This window comes from uncultured Campylobacter sp. (assembly GCF_938002845.1).
Lineage (GTDB): Bacteria > Campylobacterota > Campylobacteria > Campylobacterales > Campylobacteraceae > Campylobacter_B.
The window spans coordinates 1-21,012 of the sequence record NZ_CALKZP010000057.1 but is presented as its reverse complement, the minus strand read 5'-3'; the positions used below and the strand labels follow the sequence as shown (position 1 = coordinate 21,012).

At 43.5% G+C, this 21,012-nt stretch carries 20 protein-coding genes; 9 read left to right on the top strand and 11 right to left on the bottom strand.

Features of this window, described 5'->3' with window-relative positions; translation table 11 throughout:
- Nucleotides 1-26: 26 nt before the first annotated feature.
- Complete coding sequence (locus Q0224_RS09840) at nucleotides 27-872, bottom strand: universal stress protein (protein ID WP_297950989.1); 846 nt, start codon at nucleotides 870-872, stop codon at nucleotides 27-29.
- 429 nt (nucleotides 873-1,301) lie between these two features.
- Nucleotides 1,302-1,457, bottom strand: coding sequence for a hypothetical protein (locus Q0224_RS09835; RefSeq protein ID WP_297901051.1), 156 nt, complete (start codon nucleotides 1,455-1,457; stop codon nucleotides 1,302-1,304).
- Nucleotides 1,458-2,091: 634 nt separating this feature from the next.
- Between Q0224_RS09835 and Q0224_RS09830 the strand changes: the two genes are divergently transcribed.
- The 4 genes from Q0224_RS09830 (at nucleotide 2,092) to Q0224_RS09815 (ending at nucleotide 4,191) form a co-directional block, all read left to right on the top strand.
- The gene (locus Q0224_RS09830) at nucleotides 2,092-2,283 is read left to right on the top strand and encodes a hypothetical protein (protein ID WP_297950988.1); all 192 of its coding nucleotides are present in this window, start codon (nucleotides 2,092-2,094) and stop codon (nucleotides 2,281-2,283) included.
- Between the two features lie 155 nt (nucleotides 2,284-2,438).
- Nucleotides 2,439-2,768: a hypothetical protein gene (locus Q0224_RS09825; protein ID WP_297950986.1), complete on the top strand. Its 330-nt coding sequence runs from the start codon at nucleotides 2,439-2,441 to the stop codon at nucleotides 2,766-2,768.
- Nucleotides 2,769-2,873: 105 nt separating this feature from the next.
- Nucleotides 2,874-3,602: a hypothetical protein gene (locus Q0224_RS09820; RefSeq protein ID WP_297950985.1), complete on the top strand. Its 729-nt coding sequence runs from the start codon at nucleotides 2,874-2,876 to the stop codon at nucleotides 3,600-3,602.
- A gap of 31 nt (nucleotides 3,603-3,633) precedes the next feature.
- The gene (locus Q0224_RS09815) at nucleotides 3,634-4,191 is read left to right on the top strand and encodes a hypothetical protein (RefSeq protein ID WP_297950983.1); all 558 of its coding nucleotides are present in this window, start codon (nucleotides 3,634-3,636) and stop codon (nucleotides 4,189-4,191) included.
- Between the two features lie 177 nt (nucleotides 4,192-4,368).
- Here Q0224_RS09815 and Q0224_RS09810 read toward each other — a convergent pair whose 3' ends face one another.
- Nucleotides 4,369-5,709 carry an FAD-dependent oxidoreductase gene (locus Q0224_RS09810; protein WP_297950981.1) on the bottom strand — a complete coding sequence of 447 codons (1,341 nt, stop codon included), beginning with the start codon at nucleotides 5,707-5,709 and terminating at the stop codon, nucleotides 4,369-4,371.
- A 326-nt stretch (nucleotides 5,710-6,035) separates the two neighbouring features.
- Entirely contained in the window at nucleotides 6,036-6,659 is a 624-nt protein-coding gene (locus tag Q0224_RS09805; RefSeq protein WP_297950980.1) for a TetR/AcrR family transcriptional regulator, read from the bottom strand.
- Nucleotides 6,660-6,938: 279 nt separating this feature from the next.
- Between Q0224_RS09805 and Q0224_RS09800 the strand changes: the two genes are divergently transcribed.
- The 4 genes from Q0224_RS09800 to Q0224_RS09785 all read left to right on the top strand — a co-directional run bounded on the left by Q0224_RS09800 (nucleotide 6,939) and on the right by Q0224_RS09785 (nucleotide 11,700).
- On the top strand, nucleotides 6,939-7,577 hold the full coding sequence (locus tag Q0224_RS09800; RefSeq protein WP_295150452.1) for a helix-turn-helix domain-containing protein: 639 nt from the start codon (nucleotides 6,939-6,941) through the stop codon (nucleotides 7,575-7,577).
- A complete protein-coding gene (locus tag Q0224_RS09795) occupies nucleotides 7,574-8,161 on the top strand; it encodes a UPF0323 family lipoprotein (RefSeq protein WP_295150449.1) in 588 nt (195 codons plus the stop codon). The genes Q0224_RS09800 and Q0224_RS09795 overlap by 4 nt, the downstream gene beginning before the upstream one ends.
- An 806-nt stretch (nucleotides 8,162-8,967) precedes the next feature.
- Nucleotides 8,968-10,152: a glutathionylspermidine synthase family protein gene (locus Q0224_RS09790; protein WP_297950979.1), complete on the top strand. Its 1,185-nt coding sequence runs from the start codon at nucleotides 8,968-8,970 to the stop codon at nucleotides 10,150-10,152.
- A gap of 615 nt (nucleotides 10,153-10,767) precedes the next feature.
- A complete protein-coding gene (locus tag Q0224_RS09785; protein ID WP_297950978.1) occupies nucleotides 10,768-11,700 on the top strand; it encodes a D-2-hydroxyacid dehydrogenase in 933 nt (310 codons plus the stop codon).
- Nucleotides 11,701-11,889: 189 nt separating this feature from the next.
- Here Q0224_RS09785 and Q0224_RS09780 read toward each other — a convergent pair whose 3' ends face one another.
- Together Q0224_RS09780 and Q0224_RS09775 are read right to left on the bottom strand one after the other, a co-directional pair.
- On the bottom strand, nucleotides 11,890-13,035 hold the full coding sequence (locus tag Q0224_RS09780; protein ID WP_297950976.1) for a PepSY domain-containing protein: 1,146 nt from the start codon (nucleotides 13,033-13,035) through the stop codon (nucleotides 11,890-11,892).
- Between the two features lie 49 nt (nucleotides 13,036-13,084).
- The gene (locus tag Q0224_RS09775; protein ID WP_297950974.1) at nucleotides 13,085-15,055 is read right to left on the bottom strand and encodes a TonB-dependent receptor; all 1,971 of its coding nucleotides are present in this window, start codon (nucleotides 15,053-15,055) and stop codon (nucleotides 13,085-13,087) included.
- Between the two features lie 109 nt (nucleotides 15,056-15,164).
- Between Q0224_RS09775 and Q0224_RS09770 the strand changes: the two genes are divergently transcribed.
- A complete protein-coding gene (locus tag Q0224_RS09770) occupies nucleotides 15,165-16,121 on the top strand; it encodes an AraC family transcriptional regulator (protein WP_297950972.1) in 957 nt (318 codons plus the stop codon).
- A gap of 222 nt (nucleotides 16,122-16,343) precedes the next feature.
- Here Q0224_RS09770 and Q0224_RS09765 read toward each other — a convergent pair whose 3' ends face one another.
- The 5 genes from Q0224_RS09765 to Q0224_RS09745 form a co-directional block, all read right to left on the bottom strand.
- Complete coding sequence (locus Q0224_RS09765; RefSeq protein WP_297950971.1) at nucleotides 16,344-17,147, bottom strand: transporter substrate-binding domain-containing protein; 804 nt, start codon at nucleotides 17,145-17,147, stop codon at nucleotides 16,344-16,346.
- Nucleotides 17,148-17,162: 15 nt separating this feature from the next.
- Nucleotides 17,163-17,966 (bottom strand): transporter substrate-binding domain-containing protein, encoded by an 804-nt coding sequence (locus Q0224_RS09760; RefSeq protein WP_297896999.1) that lies wholly within the window; start codon nucleotides 17,964-17,966, stop codon nucleotides 17,163-17,165.
- A 65-nt stretch (nucleotides 17,967-18,031) separates the two neighbouring features.
- Nucleotides 18,032-18,835, bottom strand: a complete 804-nt coding sequence (locus Q0224_RS09755; RefSeq protein ID WP_297950970.1) for a transporter substrate-binding domain-containing protein — start codon at nucleotides 18,833-18,835, stop codon at nucleotides 18,032-18,034.
- A gap of 20 nt (nucleotides 18,836-18,855) precedes the next feature.
- The gene (locus Q0224_RS09750; RefSeq protein WP_295150425.1) at nucleotides 18,856-19,665 is read right to left on the bottom strand and encodes a transporter substrate-binding domain-containing protein; all 810 of its coding nucleotides are present in this window, start codon (nucleotides 19,663-19,665) and stop codon (nucleotides 18,856-18,858) included.
- Nucleotides 19,666-20,270: 605 nt separating this feature from the next.
- Entirely contained in the window at nucleotides 20,271-20,714 is a 444-nt protein-coding gene (locus Q0224_RS09745) for a copper resistance protein CopD (protein WP_297950968.1), read from the bottom strand.
- Nucleotides 20,715-21,012: the final 298 nt, after the last annotated feature.

The window sequence follows — 21,012 nt, the reverse complement described above, 5'->3', positions numbered from 1 at the left end:
GCGTTTATCGGCGTTTGGTCTTGCGATTATGATAGCACTAGCACCGGTACAAGCGCATTGTGCAAGATGTCCTCGGAGACGCTGCCTAAAAAGAGCTTTTTGAAAAAGCCCTTCGTAAAGGCACCGGTAGCGATCAGATCGAGGTTATTGGCGCGGCGATATTTGATGATCTCATCGGCGGGAACTTCGGCTTGGATGTATTTGAAAGTGGCGTTTTGAGTGCCTAAAATTTCGCGCGCTAGATCCAGCATCCGCTCGCCCTCTGCGGCATCGAGATTGATGTGCAAGACATGTTTATGTGCGCTCGCAAGAAGCTTTGAGCTCTTTATAAACTCAAGCGTGCGTTTCGCCGCGTCAGTGCCGTCAAACGCGATGAGTACAGAGTTTATCGGTGAAAATTCCTTATTCACGAGCAGCGACGGCACGTGAAGCTCCTTTATCAGCACGCTTGCGTTAAAGCCTACGTCCTCGTTATTTGAGCCCTTGATACCGAGTACAAAAATTTCAGCTTCCTCCTTGTACTCAGCGATAACGTCGATGAAATCGCCATCTTTAATGATTTTACTTGCCTTTACACCTGCAGCAGTCGCAGCGCAGATATATTCATCCAGCATCGCTTCAGCTTCTTCGTGGTCTTTTTCTGCATCCACGCCGCCTAGTGTGGGACTTCCGTAGCTATTTGCAAGGATATCATTCTCTCCTAGGACGATCCCGCCTGCGGCTAGCCCATAAAAATTCTCGCCAAGCTCCGGGATTTCAACCACGTGAATAAACACGAGCTCGGCACCCAAGGTTTTAGCGACATAAATTCCGTAATCTCTAACCGCTGGGGCAAGCGCATTTTGATCGACGCAAGTGATGACCTTTTTCATTTTTCGTCCTTTTAAAGATAAAATTTTAATCAAAATAAGCTTATCAAATTTTGTATAAAAGTTATTTAAATTCGGCGGATTTGAATGCGGCGCGGGCGATTTTGCAAAATTTCAAAGCCGTGCCGTAATGGATATGTGAGGTGCGGGTACGCTTGCGACAAGTTAGCTCGGACTCAGCGTGGCAGGTGGGCGCGCTGTACAGACGCGGCATACAAGGTGCGGCGCGGGCGATTTTGAAATTTATTAAGCCGCTAAAGGCGGTTTAAAGCGCCGTTATTGCGGTTAGCAGAGGCTCAACTGCGCGGTGGTGGCGTGAATTCTTTGGGTTTAAAGCGCCGTTATTGCGGTTAGCAGCCCAAAGATGATCCCCGGGAAATTCGCTGCGGCGAGCGGATAGTCCTTTTTAGGCTTTAGCAGCCCGTAGCTAAGCTATATCGTGCAGTTTACCGCAGCTGCTAGCGGCTGGAGAAACGGGACTTTGTTGCCGTCTAAATTTGCCATTATATTCGGCACATAGGATACGTACATGATGACCGACAGGCATGTGCCCGCCCAACCTAAAATTTGTAAATTTCTTTCGCTCATTGTTTTTCCTTTTTAGAAATACGTTTCAAATTTGCAAATGAAACGAGGCGGGATTTAATACATCAAAGATAAGAAACAAATTGAAAGATGGCTAGAAATAAAATTTGACTTTAAATTTATCGCGGCGACTCCTCGTCTGCTCGTGTCTGCGTAAATTTTAAAGAGATAAAATTTTAAACGACTGAAGCCAAATTTAAGTAAAATTTTACAGGAGAATTACGACAAAATTTCAAAAATATGAGTAAATTTCTTAGGCATTAAAGATAGGAGTATTTGCCCTAAATGCGGAGGCGAACTGCAAGATTATGCCGAGATAGAAAATCGGATCAAATAGAAAAGAATAAAAGGCTTGAGAAATATTTTAAATTTGAAAAAGAGTGGCTAAAGAGGGTGCAAAATCGGCGCGACGAGGAATAAAATTTTAAAAGATAGGCGCAGTCTTAAGGTATAAAATTTTAAAATTACGTATGTATTTGCAAGGAATATTATAAGGCGTTATAAATAAAATTCTGACAAAGGGGGCGAAAATAAGATGAAAATTTTGACATTAGTATCAGCCATAATTTCTATAGCGGTATTTAATAGCCTAATGTATCCAAATAAAAGATAGGGCGCATTTTAAGTAGGAGGAGAGATGAGAAATTTTGTTATATCTTTTGTCGCATTATGCCTATATGGGTGCAGTCCTACGATTTTAGGGCATAAAATCACTTTTGCAAAGCACGTAGACGGTACCTTTTACGGCGAATGCGGCGAAAAAATAGATCAAAAAATTATATATAAATTTAAAGACGGCGTTATTCGTAAAATTTTCTATAGAAGATAAAGAGGAATTTGCTTATTATGATGAGATGGTCATCCCTATCCAATCCTGCAAAGGCGAATGGTGTAAAATTTACTATCCTTGCGGTCAAAAAGAGTATTTCGTAAAGAAAGACGATATAGTAAAAAGATATTAATTTTATACTTGAAAGGAGAGCTGTGAAATATTTTATATCTTTTATATTGTTATTGTTCTTTTGCGGGTGTGAGCCGTATTTTATGAAATATGCCGCCAAATGCGCCGGCGCCGATGATAAATCCGCTCAAAAGAATATGTATTGGTTTAAGGATAGGCATAAATATAGTTATTTTTATGAGGGAGAATATAGAACCTATGTATCCAAAAATGAAAATGATGTTTTGGCAAGACCCGATTATCCTATATTTGTAATTAACCACTGCGATGATAAGTGGTGCGAGGTCGTTGAAAAGTGCAGCGATATAAAGGTATTTGTAAAAAAGAGCGATATAATACCGTATAAAAGATAGGCGCCGCCTTAAGGTATAAATTTCAATACGTGCAGAGTATCCAAGCGAGCATAACGTAAATTTAAAGCGGGTTGAGAAAGCAAATAAAACAAGAAGGATTCAAAAATGAAAAGCATAAAAGGTATTTTCCGTTATCTTTTTCCGGTAAGAGATGGACGGGAACTCTATGGACTTAAAATTCCAAAAGGGCAAAGCGGTCGTTTTGGCAAAGAATTTATATTCAAGCCTGAATTGATTGCGAAATCGGACGCGCAAAAACTCGGTCTAAAAATAGATCCAAAGCTTTTAAGAGATAAGCGGATTAAATTTCATATACGCGATATGTATTATAAGACATATTATGATATAACATCTTTCGGTATCGATGAGAGCTACGCCGATTCGCGGCAAATAGATCTTGATTTGGAAGACATAAAACAAATCGTAAAATCGGATGCAGACGATCCTTATTATGTATATGGCTATAGCTTAAACATAGAGCAGATGAGATCTTTTGGATGCCTTGATATGGTTAAGCCCGGTTTTTCATACTTCTTTGGTTCCTCTGCCGGCCATGAAAGAATAATCAAGGCTCCAAATAGCGGCGATAAAAATATAAAAGGCTGCTATATAAATGTCTTTGATAGCGATAAGGACGCCTTTTACGTGGCGTTATTGGACGTTAAGCTGCCTTTTAGCGAAGTTGCGAAAATAGTCGCTCCGCTGAGCATAGAGTCAAATATCCACTATTCTTATAGCCTCTGTGAAGAGCAGATTATAAAATTGGGATTTCCTGAAATTTTAAAAGAAAATGGCGGCAAAATCGACGCTCAAATATCGGTAGAGATAGTATAATCTAAAATTTGGCCGTTAAAATAATTAAATAATGCAGCCCAAAATTAGAAATTTGTGTTTATCGTTAGAAAATAGAATTTTAAATCTACATCCTTTTAATCCCGAGCAAGTATGTTGCTGTATAGCGACATGGTTCATGGAAAATAAAATTTTGTTTCTTATGAAAGAATACGACGGTTGCGGTTTGGACGGGCTACTAAAATTAAATTTTAAAGATTATCCGACCGAGCTATCGATTTACGGCGACGGAAAAGCGAAGGATCTTTTTGGCGTAAAGATCATCAAATCGGACAGATACCGCTTGATAAATAAAATTAGAGCATTGAAAGATCAAAAGAGCTTAAGACTAGTCTACGAGGAATTAAACTCGATTGTATTTGACAGCTTGGTAGTTAGCGTGGATTTGGACTTGGCGTGCGAATGCCCGCAATGGTCGCCTAGCGATTATAGAGTTATGTTGAATGAAGCGACGGACGAAATCGTTTTCGCCTGTATAAACTGTGAGAAGAAATTTTATCCGCATACTCTTACCGAGTGCCGAATAGATTGCGATCTTGCTATTCCTAAACGAGAATATTTTATCAATTAACTATTTCAATCATTTCTTTTTATAGCCAACTTTGGTAGCCAAGAAAGAAGCGGACGGCAAGAGCTCAAATTATTAACTCGCTCCAAATTTAACCCACTCCGGCGCATTAAATTTTATGATAAATTTACGCCTAGGCGCCTGGGCATCCCTAAGCCCGAGCGCCGTTAAATTTCAAATTTAAAACTGTCCGAAAAGATCGTTCAGCGCTTCGCTGATGCTAGGATGCGTAAAAATTTGATTTTTGAAAAAATCCGCCTTCGCGCCCAGCGCCATGGCGATCGCCAGCTCATTAACGATCTCGTGCGCGTTTACGCAGTGAAGCGCCGCGCCTAAAATTTCGCCGCTAGCCGCGTCCACGACCGCTTTCATCATTCCCTCGTCGTGCGCTACGACTTTGGCGCCGGGCACCGCTGCCATCGAAAGCTTCAGCACCTTGATCTCGCGCCCACTCTCTCTTGCCTGCCTCTCGCTAAGGCCGATGCGAGCTAGCGGCGTGCGGGTAAACAGCACACTTGCATGCGGCGCGCGGTTTTTCGTAGTGCGCGCGCCGTCTCCGAAAAGCGCGCTAAAAATTATCCTAAAATCATCTAAGCTAGTGTAGGTAAACATCTCGCCGCCGCGCACGTCGCCTGCTGCGTAGATGCCAGCAGTCGAGCTTTGCAGATGCTCATTCGTGATGATATTGCCGTGCGCGTCCGTCTGCACCCCCGCAGCGACTAAATTTAGCTCACCCGTATTCGCGCGACGACCGAGGGCATATAAAAACGCATCCGCCGCGATCACCCTGCTCTCGCCCGCGAGGTTAAATTTTAGCTCGTCGCCCTTTAAGCTCAAAAACTCGCAGTCTTCGATAATCTCCACGCCTTGGGCCTGCAGAGCGGATTTGACGCTAGCAGCCACGTCCTCATCCTCGTTTTTCATAAATTTCGATCGCATCAGCACGCTAACTTTCGAGCCGAATCCCGCAAACATCGAAGCAAACTCAAGCCCGATAAATCCGCCGCCGATGATTACTAGATGCTTCGGCAGGATCTTTAAATTTAAAATTTCTTCGCTACTATAAGCGATCTGCGAGCTTACCTCAAAGCTAGGCTCGACCTCCCTCGAGCCCGTATTTACGACGATCGTTTCTGCCGAAATTTCGCGCGTTTGTCCGTCCGGGCTTAGCACACGCACGGAATTCGCGCTCGTAAATGAGCCCTTGCCATCGATTACGTCGATATTTGGGCTTCCCTTTAGCATGGCTAAATTTTTCGCCCTCAGCGCCTCTACGAGCTCGTCCTTTTTCTGCATACTCAGTACGAAATACTCTCCGAGCACGCTGAAATTTACGAAGCCAGCTTCCTTGCTCGCGGTAACTAGCCGCTTGGTCGGGATGCAGCCTACGTTGATGCAGGTGCCGCCGTACATCTGCGGTGAGCGCTCGATGAGAGCGACCTTTTTACCTAGCGCAGCGGATTTTGCGGCAAGGGTTTTGCCCGCCTTGCCAAAGCCTATTACGATGATATCATAATCCATTTTTAATCCTTTTGATCTAAAATTTCGCTGGATTATAAGAGGTTTTATTAAATTTAAAATCTGAGTGGCGCAAATTTAAAGGCGCAGGCAAGCGGCGCGAAATTTAACGGCAAAATTCTAACTGCGGCACGGAATTTAATACGGAAAATAAAAATTTCAGCTCTAATCATTTCAAAAATTCTGCATCGATAGAATTAAAATTTTAAGCGCGGGATATGCGGCGTTTTATAGCGCTTGGTAACAGATAGAATCAAATTCTAAACCCCAAACCGCTCATAAAATTTAAAGTCGCGAAAGCGCGGAATTTACGCCGTAAAATTCTGCTATTAGCGTTTTTTTACGCCCAGCAAAAACATATCGATGCGGTCCTTGATTAGCTCGCTCGCTTTGAAATTTAGCTTTTCGTCGAAAAACAGCAGCCTGCTAAAATGCGGCTCTCTAAGTAAAAAGCAAAAATATAGCGCCAGGCTTTTTGCCGTGCGTCCGGGCGCAAACTCGTCCGCATGCGCCGCCAAATACTCATCCAGCGCATTCGGCGAACCTAGCACGCCGCTTTTTAAAAAGATTTTTGGGCTCTCGCTAAGCGCGCCGTTAAAGCCGCTGAAAAGTATCAGCCGGTAGAATTTTATAGCCTCCGGAGCGAAAAGAAACTCCAGATAAATCCCTGCAAACTCCTGCAGATACTCACGCAATTTTAGGTCTTTGTTGATTCGCATGCGTTCGTTCATTCGCTCATCAAGCTTTTTGCTTTGCAGTTCGATGATGCGCAAAAATAGGCTTTCTTTGTTATCAAAATACTTATAAACCGACGATAGCGAGCCGCCGCTAAGCTCGATGATATCGCTTAAGCTCGTAGCCTCGTAGCCTTTGGCTAAAAACAGCTCCAGCGCCGCGTCTAAAATGAGCTTACAGCGAATTTCGGATTTTTTATATTTAGGCGATTCGGACATTTCGCCTCCTTTGAAATACTAAAATTTTTTGTAAGTGTATAAAAAATATACTTAATTAAGCAACATTATTGGGCTAAAATTCTAAAAGCTTAGCAAAAAAATAATTTTGCGCGGCTTTACAAGCGAAGCGAAATTTTATATCGTGCGGGCGCAAGCGAGCGGAATTTTATCGCGCGCCGGCTGCGGTAAAGCAGGATCTATCTTTGTAAATGAAGCGTTTAATGCCTATTTTAGGCAAATTTAGCAATAATTACCTAAAACGCTAAAAGGCATCTTTGTATGAAAAAAGTCTCGATCGGCGAAGCAGCCGAAATTTTAGGAATTTCAAAAGAAGCCGTCTACAACCGCATCCGCAGAAATTCCTTGCGCGCCGAGGAAAGCGGCGGCGTACGCTACGTGCTTTTAGATGATGAAATGCAACAAAGCGAGCCCGCTTCGCAAGGCTCTGCAAAAAGCACGCGTACTGGCGGCGGGGCGGGCACTCAAAGCTTCATCGACTATCTCATCAAAGAAATCTCCGAGCTAAAAGGTAAAATCGAAGCACTGCAAAGCGATAAGGACAGACTTCACAAAGAAAAAGAGGAAATTTTAATCGCCTCGAAAGATGAAATCAAGTTGATGTATAAAGAGCGCGACGAGAAACTCAGGTATTTTTTGTCGTTTTTCGACAAACCGCTGCTTTCGAGCAAAAGCCGCGAAGCCAAACCCTACGATGTCGAAATCAAAGAAAAAACCTTCGATCGTAGCGAATGGACGAGCCTTGCAAAATTCGTAAAATCGCTCAAACGCAAAAAGCGCCTCAAAGCGCAAAGCCTAATCATCGAAAACATCGGCAAGAGCGAGTTTATCCGCGTCGAGGGAAACGAGCTTTTGATAAATCAAAGCTTAGATATAAAATCACTGAAAGGATCTAAATGAAACTACGCAAAATCGCTAGCTATGCGCTGGTAAGCGGCTTCGGGCTCGTTATGGCGGGCTCGTTAGCGGGCTGCGACGATAGGGGGCAGGAGCAAAACGTCCGTCTGCAAGAAGGCGCGCTCGTGCGACTCGAAGAGGTCGCGCCGGGAAAATATAAAATTTTAGAGGAATTTCCGAGCGAAAAAACCCAGATTATCTTAAGATCGCTAGACGGCACGGAGAGAATTTTAAGCGATGAGGAAACCAAAGCCCTTCTAGCCGAAGAAAACGCCAAAATCGACGCCGGCACTTCAAATTTAACCAACCAAAACGCGCAGCTTAGCAGCGGCGGCATGAGCCTGGGTGAAGCGATCTTGGCAAGCGCTGCAGGCGCCATCATCGGCTCGTGGATCGGCGGCAAGCTGTTTAACAACCCAGCTTATCAAAGCCAGCGCCAAACCGCCTATAAAAGCCCGAGCGCATATTCTAGAAGCGTCGATAGCTTCAATCAAGCAAAGCAGCAAAACGATAAGGCGCGAAGCGGCAGAAGCGGATTTTTCGGCGGAAGCAAAAGCGGCAAAAGCGGCGGATTTTTTGGTGGCTAAGCGCGCTTTGAAACATACGGCGGCTTTACGCAGCGAGTTTAAATTTTAACACGCAGCACTTGAAAGCGAGCAAAATTCCGTCGCAGTAGAATTTTAGCTAAAACGAAAGCGCGCTCCGCGCTGCACGTTTTCGGTGAAATTTGATACGGCAAATTACGTATCGCTCGGGGGACAATGCCCTACGGCTACGTTATCGCTAGAAAAAATTTTATGGTGCGCGTAGTGATTTGCAATCCTTACGCGGCGACGTCATGACGAGGTAGAATCCGCGCCCGCTGCCGAGCGCATCGGATCGCGTTTTTTACTGAAGCGTTACCGCGCGGCGAAATTTTGATATGAAAGGTAGCGTCGTGCGATAAAATTTTATATTGCGACGCGACGTTAAGGCGAGCGAGGCCGTGCTGCGACGGGAGTTTTAATCAGCGCATCTGCAAGGCGAAATTTCGTATCGCAGTGCTTCTTGCGGCAAATTTTATATCGCCTAGCGGTGCTAAAGTGAGTAAATTTTACCCGAGTGAAATCCAGGTAGCAGCGGCGCATGATCAAGTCGTGCCGCAGTTTTTGAGAAAGCCGAGGAGGGGCTATTTGCAAGGGTGTATTTCTTGCAAAAGAGGTGCCGCTCTGCGGCGGAGCAATGCACCGCTCGCCCGCCGAGCTCTGATTAACCGGTGCGCTTAGAGGTGCGAGCCCATAGCTCGCGTTTTATTCTGCTTCGCCGCGCTCGTAAAAGATGCCGACAGCGACTAGTGCTATATTTGTTTTGCGCTGCGGGCGGAATTTTAAAATTTACATAAAAAGGAAAATCTATGCAACTAAAAAAGATAACGCCGCTAAGCAACGAATATCTCGAAAAGCTCGGCTTTTACTGGCACACGGACGCCGACGAGACCCCTTACGTCAGCGACGAGATCGTGCGCGTGAGCGCTGCTGAGGCGGATGCGTATTATGAGGCCGCAAACGAGCTATATGAGATGTTTATAGCAGCCGCGCAGCACGTCATCGACAACAACCTCTTCCACGAGCTCGGCATCCCTTTCAATCTCGTAGATCTAATCAAGCAAAGCTGGGAAAACGAGGTGCACTGGCACCTATACGGGCGCTTCGATTTTGCGGGCGGGCTGGACGGCAAGCCGATCAAGCTGATAGAATTTAACGCCGACACGCCCACGGCGGTGTTTGAGACGGCGATCATCCAGTGGGCGATGCTCAAAGAAAACGGCATGGACGAGGCGAGCCAGTTCAACGACCTCTACGACGCACTGCGCGATAATTTCAAGCGGCTCGTGGTACTTGACGGAGAGATTGAGGATTTTTCTAAATTTTACGAGGGGTGGAAAATTTTATTTAGCAGCGTCGCGGGCAACGTCGAGGACGAAAAGACGACGAAGCTTTTGCAGCAGACCGCGGAGGATGCGGGCTTTAAGACGCGCTTTGCCTACGTGGACGAGGTGGAATTTAACGACGAAGAGGGCGTGTTTTTTGACGGCGAAAACTACGAGTATTGGTTCAAGCTCATCCCTTGGGAGGCGATCGCGATCGAGGAGGGCGAGCTTGCGCTCATCTTAAAAAACATCGTGCAAAATCAAAAGGCGATCATCCTAAACCCCGCATACACGCTGCTTTTCCAAAGCAAGGGGATTATGAAAATCCTGTGGGATCTGTATCCGAACCACCCGTTGCTGCTACAAAGCTCCTTTTCGCCGATCATCGGCAAAAAAATGATCAAAAAGCCGTTTTTGGCGCGCGAGGGGGCGAACATAGCGATTTTCGACGCCGACGGCAAAAAGATAGAGGAAAACGGCGGCGAATACGGAAATCAGAAATTTTTATATCAGGAATTTTACGAGCTAAACAAAGACGAGCGCGCCCAGAACTATCAAGCGGGGGTGTTTTTCGCCTACGAAGGCTGCGCGTTGGGCTTCCGCAAGGGCGGCGAGATACTCAATAATCTCTCAAAATTTGTGGGGCACTACATCGAGGACGCGAAGTAGCGTCGCGGCAAATTTTAAAAATTTGAGAAATTTTAAGGCGGAGTATTTTGGCGATAACTTTGGCGGTAAGACTCTCGCAGCGGTAAATTTTATCGCCGCTCAGCAGCAAAAATTTAACGCTAGGAGGCTACGGTAAAATTTAACGTAGCGTCGCGACTGGAATTCTGCGCGGATAAAATTTCGTGCAGGTTAAATTGACGCGAGCTAAAATTCCGCGTAGATCAAATTCACGTGAACTAAAATTCCGCGCGGAGCAAGATTTGTGCGAGCTAAATTTTAAAATTTAAACGCGGGCGGCAAAAATTTATCTCTCGCTTCGGCACGAATTGAAATTTTAAATTTAGACGCAGGTTTCAGCGGCGGTAAAATTTACCGCTTGCTTCGATGCGAATTAGAATTCTGAAATTTAACGCCCCGCGCGCTGCAAGTATTAAATTTCGCGAGGGCAGAATTCACGATAGTTAAATTCCGCTAGAGCAAATTTACGCAATAGCTAAATTTGCAGAGTTAAAATTTGCCGTTTAAGCGCTGCGCTCCGGATCGCGCAATGGAATTTAGCGGCTAAATTTAACCGCGCTGCTGCAGCTTAAAATTTTAAAACGCAAAGGGGAAAATATGAAAATCGTATGTTTGGATGCCGCGACGCTGGGAGGCGATGCCAATCTTAGCGAGATTGCGAGCTTGGGCGAGTTTGAAAGCTACGAGACGACCGAGCCTGTGCAAACCGCGCAGCGCCTAGCGGGCGCTGACGTCGTCATAACCAACAAAGTCCTAATCACGGATCAGATCATAGCTCAAACCACGCTTAAGCTGATCTGCGTAAGTGCCACGGGCACGAATAATATCGATATGCAGGCAGCGCAGGCTCGCGGCATCGCGGTGAAAAACGTGGCGGGCTATTCGACGCAAAGCGTCGTGCAGCAGGCATTCGCGTCGCTGTTTGCGCTAACCAACGCGCTCGGATACTACGCAGACTACGGCAGCAGCGGCAAATGGTGCGAGAGCGAAATTTTCACCCACATTGACGCACCTATCAGCGAAATTTACGGTAAAGAATTCGGCGTCATCGGGCTTGGACAGATCGGCGCAAAGGTCGCTCGCATCGCCGCCGCATTCGGCGCGAACGTGAGATACTACTCCACTAGCGGCGCGAACGACAACGGCGAGTTTGCCAGAGTGAGCTTGGATGCGCTTTTGAGGGCCTGCGATATTATCTCAATCCACGCTCCGCTAAATGAAAAAACGGCGGGATTGATCGGCGAGGCGGAGCTTGCGAAGATGAAAGAGGGGGCGATCTTGATGAATTTCGGCCGCGGCAGCATCGTGGACGAGGAAGCGCTGGCTCGCGCCGTGGACGAGCGAGGCCTGCGCACGGCGCTTGACGTGCTGCAAACAGAGCCGATGAGGGCGGATCATCCGCTGCTGCGAGTAAAAAATCGCCGCAACGTCATCATCACGCCTCACATCGCATGGGCGAGCATGGAGGCCCGCAAACGGCTGATAAAGATGATCGCACAAAATATCAGGGATTTTATGAGCGACAAATAAGCGCGGTTGAAACGCCGGAGCAAATTTAACAAAATCAAGATGCGGCACAAGGCCCACAAAGACTCTGCACGCAGTATTTCAAAGCGCTGTATATAAAATTTTATTAACTGAAAAGAAGCGATACCGTTTCGGGTAAAATTTTAAATTTACGCCGTGAATAAGCTATCTCTCCGCTTTGAATTCGTAGATTTATCTTTTCTTATAAATTCTTTTTATGCTCATCCAAAATCCCGTAACTATAAAAAATAACACTGAAATCGCCGCTACGCAAAACAAGAACTTACCCGCTTCGCCGAAGATATAGCCCGAATGCACGCTCAAAACGGCTTTATGTATAGCAAAAGGGCGCGGCATGGTGCTTTTCGCATCATCATAGCGAGCATGCCGCAAGATGCCCTTTTTAACGTTTATACTCATCGTATTCATATGCTCTTCGCTCTTTTCGCCTTTATCGAAATAAAAGATCATAAAATTTTCTCCATCTTTTTGGGCGATAATATTGAAGAATTCGTAGTTTTCACCGCGTTCACGCTTAAAAATATCAAATGCCGTCTGAAAATTTAAAATTTTATCTTCATCCTCAAGCGAAAATCCTCGCACTTCGGTAAAACTCGTTTTTCTAAAAATTTCCTTTTCCCCTAGCGCTCTGTTGGTGATTTTGGCTATCCAATCATACGACCAATAAAGCCCGCTAGCGCTTATCGTAAGTAAAACGGGCAGCAGCAAAACTCCGACCGCGCCATGCAAGCTATATAAAAACGCATAACCTCTCGCTTTAAAATTTATCCTAAATGCGCGTAAAATTTTCCCTCTAAAACTAGGATAATAGATCACCGCGCCTGAAATTAAGACCAAAATAAACATAACCGTACTAAGCGCCACGATATTTTTGCCTATTAGCCGCAGAGTTTCGTTTTTGCTTAGCCCAAATCCCAGATTGGTATGTAGATTTAGCGCTACGCCGATAAACGTATCGCCTATATTTTCCGAAGTAATTTCGCCGTTATAAGGATCTATAAAATATGATTTAAACTCGCCGCTAGAATCTGTACCGGAAAGCCTAATCGCCTCATTTTTATTTTGAGGAATTCTATAATAACTGAGCGTAAAACTGGACTTGACTTTTCTGAAAATATTTAAAATTTCGGCGGGTTCGAGGGCATCTTTTCCGCTCGGGCTCACGAAAGATTTACTTTGATTTAACGCATCTATAATCTCGTCGTGATACGAGATAATAGCGCCGCTAAGGGCTACGATTAAGATCGGCAAGCAGCATATAAGCGTCAAAACAAGATGGACGTTGAACCAAAATTTTTTCCTTTTTAGAATCGCCATTAATTTCCTTAAATTTTAAATCCGCGGACGAAATTTATGCGCCGCGAATTTAAAAGTTCACGTTAAATCCAACCTGCGCCTTCATCCCGTCTACGACCATCATTTGGTAATTTCCCGAGCGCGTTAGTACGAATTCGTTGAATATGTTATAAAGCGTAAAATTTAAACTTGCGTCTTTTGTGACTTTATAGCTAGCGCCCAGATCAAAAAGCGTGTATGAGCGGATATCCTCATCGTAGCTTAGGCTATCGCGCGTCCTACTATAATAATTTATTTGCGACCATAAGTTTAGCTTGGAGCTTACGTCGTAATCAAATCCTAGCTTTACCGAATGGATTGGAAAATTATTTAAGGTTTTGCCCTTCTCGCTACCCGTTTTTTGCTCGGATTTCGTATAGGCGTAGTTTGCATGCAGCTTCAAATTATCTAAAATTTGATAATCGCTACTTAGCTCTAGACCCCTAACCTCAGCTTCTCCAATATTTATAGTATCCCAAATACCGCGCCTGTAACTTTTGCCGTTATGCACGCAAGGATTTCCCGGTCTTGGACGGCAAATCAATTTGGTAGAAATTCCATCTTTGATTTTGGTATAAAACGCAGTAGCACTAAAGTTAAATTTATCGTTATCGTTGTAAGAAAACCCGCCTTCGTAGCTTATGCTACTTTCGGGCTTTAAAGAGCTTCTGCCGATCTGCGCTCCCTGACCTCCTGCAAATGGCAGGGCAAGGCCCTCGCTACGCTGCTTAATATCCGGAGTTGAATATCCCGTCGAAACGCCGCCTTTAATAGAAAAACTTTCGTTTAAACGATAAACGGCATAAGCGCGCGGTGATATATGGCCGCCGTAGTCTTTATCGCGGTTATATCTGATTCCGCCGGTTAGTGTTAAATCATCAGTTAGATAAAAATCATCCTCGCCGTAGATCGAATAATCCCATCTTTTGACTTTTGCCTCATCTGCGGTAGTAGCGGCTTCGTTTAATCTCTCGTTTCGGTATTGCACGCCCAAACTCAAAGCATTTGAATCGAAAAAATATGAGCCTTTAGAATTTAGCGTAGTCGTTCTAAGACGCAGATCCTGGGCGCCGCTTTCTTTCATGCTATCGTAATTTGCGTAGCTATCTATCATAAACTTATCGTATTTTCCCTGATGAGACAGGCTTGCGGTGTAGCCTTTCATATCCTCTTTCGCAATATCGTTATTGCCTCCAGAGGTTGTTCGCGTACGCCCGTATGTACGCCTAAATTTATTATTTACTTTACGATAATCAAGCGTTACCTCATCATTTTGCGTTACGTTATACATCAGTTTTGCGCCCATATTAGTCTCTTCATTATTTCTATTCGCATAAGGCTCTTTATCCTCTATCTTTTCAAAAAATCTGCCGTAAAGTGCAATACCTAGCACGTCCGGGACGATAGCTCCGTTTAGATAAAAACCCGTTTGATAATCACCTTTTATTTGCGATTTTTTAGCGAAAGTATAGTATCCGTTTACATTGCCGCTAAGCTCATTTGAAAAGCCCTTGGTGATGATATTTATTACTCCGCCCATAGCGTCGCTGCCGTAAAGCGAGCTCATAGGACCACGGATGACCTCTATGCGCTCTATCGCATTTGCGGGAGGCAAGAAATTCTGGCTACTGCCAATACTTCTTAATCCTTTATAAGCGCTATCGCTGGTCGCAGGCTTGCCGTCGATTAAAATTTTCGTATATTTTTGAGATAGGCCTCTTAGGCTTATGCCTTTTCTCGATGCAGCGCCTAGCGTTGCGGTAAAGGCACTCGGCAAATCCTCTACCATCGCGGAGATATCTTGGTAGTTGCGCTTTTGTATCTCTTTTTGCGTAAGAACGGAAATGGAAGCGGGTGCGTCTTGGATATTTTGCCGATGGCCCGTAGCACTGACTACAGTAATTTCACCCAAATTTACGCTTTTGTCCTGTTTTTCTATCTCGCTCGATATTCCGGCTGTCGCTATAGCAGCGATCAGCGATAATTTATATATTGCGCGCACAAACGCCCCTTTTCTTATTAAAATTTAAACTCATTTTACTATAATAAGATATGCATTATCAAGAAATACTAAACGGCAGAGGGATTATTTTAAACGCTAAAGGGATAAGATGAGTAAAGAGATAAGTTTAGACGATTTTTTGCAAAAAATATCTAACGATATTGAGCCGTCCAAGCAATGTGGGTATAATAAAACCGAACTTGAAAGCGAAAGTATAAAATTCGACTTTAGCTCTTTTTATACGGGCGGAGAGATAGGATATTATAGCAGCGATATAATTTGCAGAGATTCCCTTTTGCATCGCCACGAACGGGGCAGCCGCTATTCATTTTTATTTTTCAATACTGGCGAAAATCCTATCTGCTTCAGATCGGATAAAGATCAATTCGTTTTGAATAAAGGTGAGTTTTGGCTCGGAACTATGCAAAGCAAATTGCGTGGCGTTCACGAGCTTGAAAATAAACACTATAAAAGCTCCTGCATAGCGCTTAGCACCGCTTTTGCAAATGAGCTGGGAATTTTAAAAAATTTGAATTTAGATCAAGCCGTTTGCATGAAGAAATTTAAAATAAGCGCCGTGCAAAATATCATTCTCAAAGAGCTCGAAAATGCCGCAATATACGACGGCAAAATACGCGAAATTTTTATGGAAAGTAAAATTTTAGAGATGCTTTATAGAAGTTTTCATAAATTTAATGAGCCTGAAAATGCGCTTAGCCTTGATGAAAATCGCATAAAAACAGTTCAAAAAGCAAAGAAAATATTACTCGAAAATATGCAAAATCCACCTAGCATTAAAGAGCTTGCTCATCTTTGCGCTACGAACGAATTTGCACTAAAAAGGGATTTTAAAGCATATTTTGGCACGAGCGTTTATGCGATGCTGACAAATGAGCGGCTTGAGATTGCAAAAGAGCTATTGAGTCTAGATCAAATCAGCGTAAACGAAGCCGCCAAAATGGTCGGATATAATAATTTATCGCATTTTTCTAAAATTTTTAGGGCTAAATTTAATATATTGCCGATGCAACTGAAAAAGGATATAAAATTTTACTACTCGAATTAGAATTTCTTGCGACCGGCTATCTTTTATAAGCCACAATCTTTCGTAACTGCATATCAAAATCTCATAAAATTTTATATCGCAACCGGGATCCGTAAAAATACGGAATTTAAATTATAAATTGCCGCCGAAGCCTTGGCGGCAAAAGCGAGCTGCGATCAAATATCGCAGCTGCGCGTATGTTTGTACGTCAAAGGACGCCTTAAAATTTTAAATACGTCTAAATTAAAACAGGCTATAAACCTCGTCTAGCGTAAAGTGCTTTTTATCGATCTTGCCACCGTAGTATGGCTTGATATCCTCGTCAAAAGCCTTATGGAAAAATTTCGCTTTATACATTTTTACCAGGCTGCTATTAACCGCATCAAGTAGCTCGGTATTGCCCTTAGATAGGGCAACGGCGATATAATCTACCTTGCCAAGGTTGATGATTTTTGCATCCAGCGCGGCATCGTTTCTAGCGTATCCGAGTACGACCGTATTATCGTCGGCAAAGCCTATGCCCTCGCCAGCCTTTAGCCTAGCGACGCACTCATTCGCGTCGGTACATGTCGCAATCTCATAGCCCGCGTTTTTGAAGTGCTCCTCGGCAGTTGTGCCCTTAACGCTTAGAATTTTTTTATGCGCGATCTGATCTATTCTTGAAATATTATCATCCTTACGGCTTAGCACGCCAATTTGCACTGAATAATACGGGTAAGAAAAATCGACTTTCTGAACGCGATCTTTTGTGACGGTAAGCTTGGATATGATGAGATCTACTTTGTTTTGCTCCAGTGAGGGGACGCGATCTTTAGATGCTACGGAGATAAAGTCGATTTTGATCTTTTTATTGCCGAATAGATTTTTGACTAACTCATTTGCCAAATCAACCTCAAAGCCTTTTAGCGTGCCGTTATCATCGAAGCTAAACGGAGGCTGGGAATCTTGCAAGCCTATGCGAATTTCGCCTGCTTGCTTGATATCTGCTAGGGAATTAGCGCAAAGCGCGCCAACACCCAGCAAAATACTTAGTAGAATTTTTTTCATATTTTGTCCTTTGAATTAAAACATTTTATAAAGATCATCTAACAAGAAATATTTTTTCTCAGCCTTGCCCTTGTAAAAAGGATCGATGCTGTCGTTAAAAATTTTCTTGAAAAAGCCGTTTTTGCTGAGCTTGACAAGCCCGTCGTTTAAGGCGTTTAGCAAGTCATCGTTACCTTTTTGCACCGCGATAGCTAAAAAGTCCGTCGTGCCTAAATTCTTGATATTTACCTCTACCTTGCGATCTACAACCGAATAACCCAAAACTACCATATTATCGTCTGCATAGCCGCTGCCGCGACCGGATTTTAGCGCTCGGAAACATTCACTAGAACTAGCGCATGAGATAACTTTAAAGCCTTCCTTATTAAAATAATCAAACGCCGTAGTGCCGGGCTCTGCTAAAATTTCTTTATCCTGCAGGTCGTTTATTGTCTTGATATTGTCATCGCTACGGGTTAGTACGCCGATATTTACGCTAAAGTAAGGGTTTGAAAAATCCACTAGTTTCTCGCGCTCTTTCGTAACCGTAATCGCCGCGATATCCAAATCGACCTTGTTATCTTGCACGGCTGTGATACGATCATTGCCCAGAGTTACGACATATTCGATTTTGCCGCCCTTATCGCCGAAAATTTCTTTCACGAGCTCTTCGATAAGCGAAATTTCAAAACCGCTGTATTTGCCGTCCTCGGAGACGCTAAGCGGCGGCAGTGAGCCGTCTATTCCGATACGAATGAGCCCTTTTTCTTTGATCTGCGCTAAAGAGTTAGCAAATAACGAACACGAAGCGATTAACAACGCAAATATAATCTTTTTCATAAAATTCCTTTAAATTTTACTAAAATTTTGCCAGCGAATAGAATTCCGTCCATCGCCACTTTAAATTAAAACAAGCTATAAAGATCGTCCAGCAAGAAATACTTTTTATCAATGGTGCCTTTATAAAAAGGCTCAATACTCTCATCAAAAATTTTTGTAAAAAAACCCTTTTTACTTAGCTCAATTAGTCCCGCATTTACCGCGTTAAGCAGCTCGGTATTGCCCTTTTGCACCGCGATGGCCAGGAAGTCCGTCGAGCCTAAATTTTTGATATTTACTTCGACTTTGCGATCGACTACAGCGTAAGCGAACACAAGCAGATTATCATCTGCGTATCCGTCGCCCTTGCCCGATTTTAGGTCATTAAAGCATTCATTCGCGCTCGCACACGGTACTACGTTATAGCCCTGTTTCGTAAAGTAATCAAACACAGTAGTGCCGGGCTGCGCTAGTATAGTCTTTCCGTTTAGATCGGAGACCTTTCTGATATTATCGTTGCTACGAGTTAGCACGCCGATATTTACGCTAAAGTATGGATCGGAGAAATCTACCAGCTTCTCGCGCTCTTTCGTAACCGAGATGAGCGCGATATCTAAATCGACTCTGTTATCCTGTACCGCTTTTATGCGGTCATCACCTACCGTTACGACATATTGTATCTTGCTGCCTTTATCACCGAAAATTTCTTTAACAAGCCCTTCGATTAAGAGTATCTCAAAGCCGCTATATTCGCCGGCTTTAGCGACACTAAACGGCGGAGATGAGCCATCTATACCGATTCGAATAACCCCTTTTTCTTTGATTTGAGTCAAAGTGTTGCTAAGAAGCGAACACACAGCCAACATTAACGCCAAGATTATCTTTTTCATAGCGTCCCCCTTTTTAAAAATTACAGCAAGCTATAAAGATCGTCCAGCAAGAAATACTTTTTCTCTGCAGTTCCTTTGTAGTAAGGCTCGATGAAATTATCGAACGAATTTTTGAAAAAGCCCTCTTTGCTTAGTTTGATTAGCTCGCCGTTTAGAAAATCCAAGAGCTCCGAATTACCCTTTTTCACACCGATGGCTAAGAAATCCGAAGTGCCTAAATTTTTGATATTTACTTCAACCTTTTTATCTAATACCGGATAAGCCAGCACGACTAAGTTATCATCGGCATACCCGTCGCCCTGTCCAGCTTTTAGCGCCTTATAGCAGGCGTTTGCGTTATCGCATCTGGCGATATTATAGCCTTGTTTTTCAAAGTATGTTTCTGCGGTACCGCCGCTAAGAACTAAAATAGTTTTATCTTGTAATTCATTTAAAGATTTAATCTTATCTTCGACGCGGGTTAAAATGCCTATATTGACGCTAAAATACGGGGTCGTAAAATCGATCTGCTTCTCGCGCTCCGGAGTTACAGTAAGAGTTGCGATAACCGCGTCGACCTTATCTTCCTGTAGGAATTTTATACGCTGATTTGCAAGCACGGAGGTAAACTCTACCTTCCCGCCCGATGGAAGCATATCTTTAGCGATGGCATTTGCCATATCGACCTCAAAGCCTTGATGCACGCCGTCTTCTATCTTGCTAAACGGCGGCTGTGCGTCATAAACGCCTATTCTAAGCACTCCGCTACTTTTGATCTCGGAAAGCGATCTGGCGCAAAGCGCACTACTGGCCAAAGCTGCGACAAGCAGACTTAAGAGAAATTTCTTCATCCTTTTTCCTTTCTCATAAATAATTTCAAAACCATTGCCACGGCTACGGAAAACCTCAAAATCCCGCGCGAATGGCAAGCAGACATTAAATTCGCCCGCGGGCGAAAAGCAATTTTAGCTTTTTATATCTTTAATGATTATTAAATAGTAAGTAAAGTCGTCAAATAAATTCGCTTTTTCATTGTTTGCTTCGATTTTGCGCGAGTTTTTTAGAATTCTCATCCGCATCCTAGCGATATAATTTAAAATTTTACAAAATTTTAAAGCCACAGAATTTTACAAAATTTTAAAGCTGCAGAATTGGGTGAGAAATTTTATGAGCGTTTTAAAGCTTGCGATGAAATTTTAAAATTTTATGAGATTAAATTTTGCAGATTGCGTTTGACAAAACAGCACAAGAAAGGAGTGAAATTTTAAAATTTCGCGCTTTAGTGCAGACATAGTGGAATTTAAAATTCTTAAATTTCTACTCCCGCCCAGCAAAACGGAATTTTAAAATTTTTAGCAAGCATCGTATTTTAAAAGCAAGCGAAATTAAATCTTTGTCACGCTGCAGAATTTCGCAATAAAAGTCACGCTGCCAGCGCTAAATTTTGCGCCATAAATTATACTACAAACATCAGCTTGGCGCAAAGCACGATGATGAAGCCGAATACAAAAGCGATCTTGTGGATATTTACTCGCAAAAACTCAGGCGCAGGCCTTCCCATCGCGCGGCAACTTAAATTTATCGCTACGCACACGGCGATGATGAGCGCGAGCGTGACTTTTAGCATAAAGATTTTTTGAAGCGGCGTACCGAAATATCCGCCATTAGCGCTTCCGACCCAACGGCTCATCATCATTCCGCCGGTGATTATTAGCGTAAAAAGGCAAACCGGCATGATCTTAATCGCGCGCGAGCCGATCGCTTTTTTAACGCGCTCAAAATCCGCGCCCAGCGCGCCTTTGAGCCGCGAAAAAATCACGACGTCGAAAAATATATAGCCTAAAAAGATAATTGCGCAGATGAGATGGACGATCTGCACGTAAGGATAAATTTGCTCCACCACCGCTCCTTGTTATGAAATTTCGCCAATTTTATGCGAAATTTCAAATTTTAGCAATGATTTTCATCAACGCGCCGCGAGCGGTTAAATTTAAGCCGATCTTGCGAGCGACGCAAATAAATTTGGCAAAATCGCGCGGGTAAATTTAAAAGTAAAGCCGCGCAGCTAAATTTAAAAATGGTCGCATTCGTAAATTTACAAAATTTACGAGCAGCGCCGCGCGGGCGAAATTCTAAAATTCTAAAATTCTAAAATTCTAAAATTCTAAAATTCTAAAATTCTAAAATTCTAAAATTCT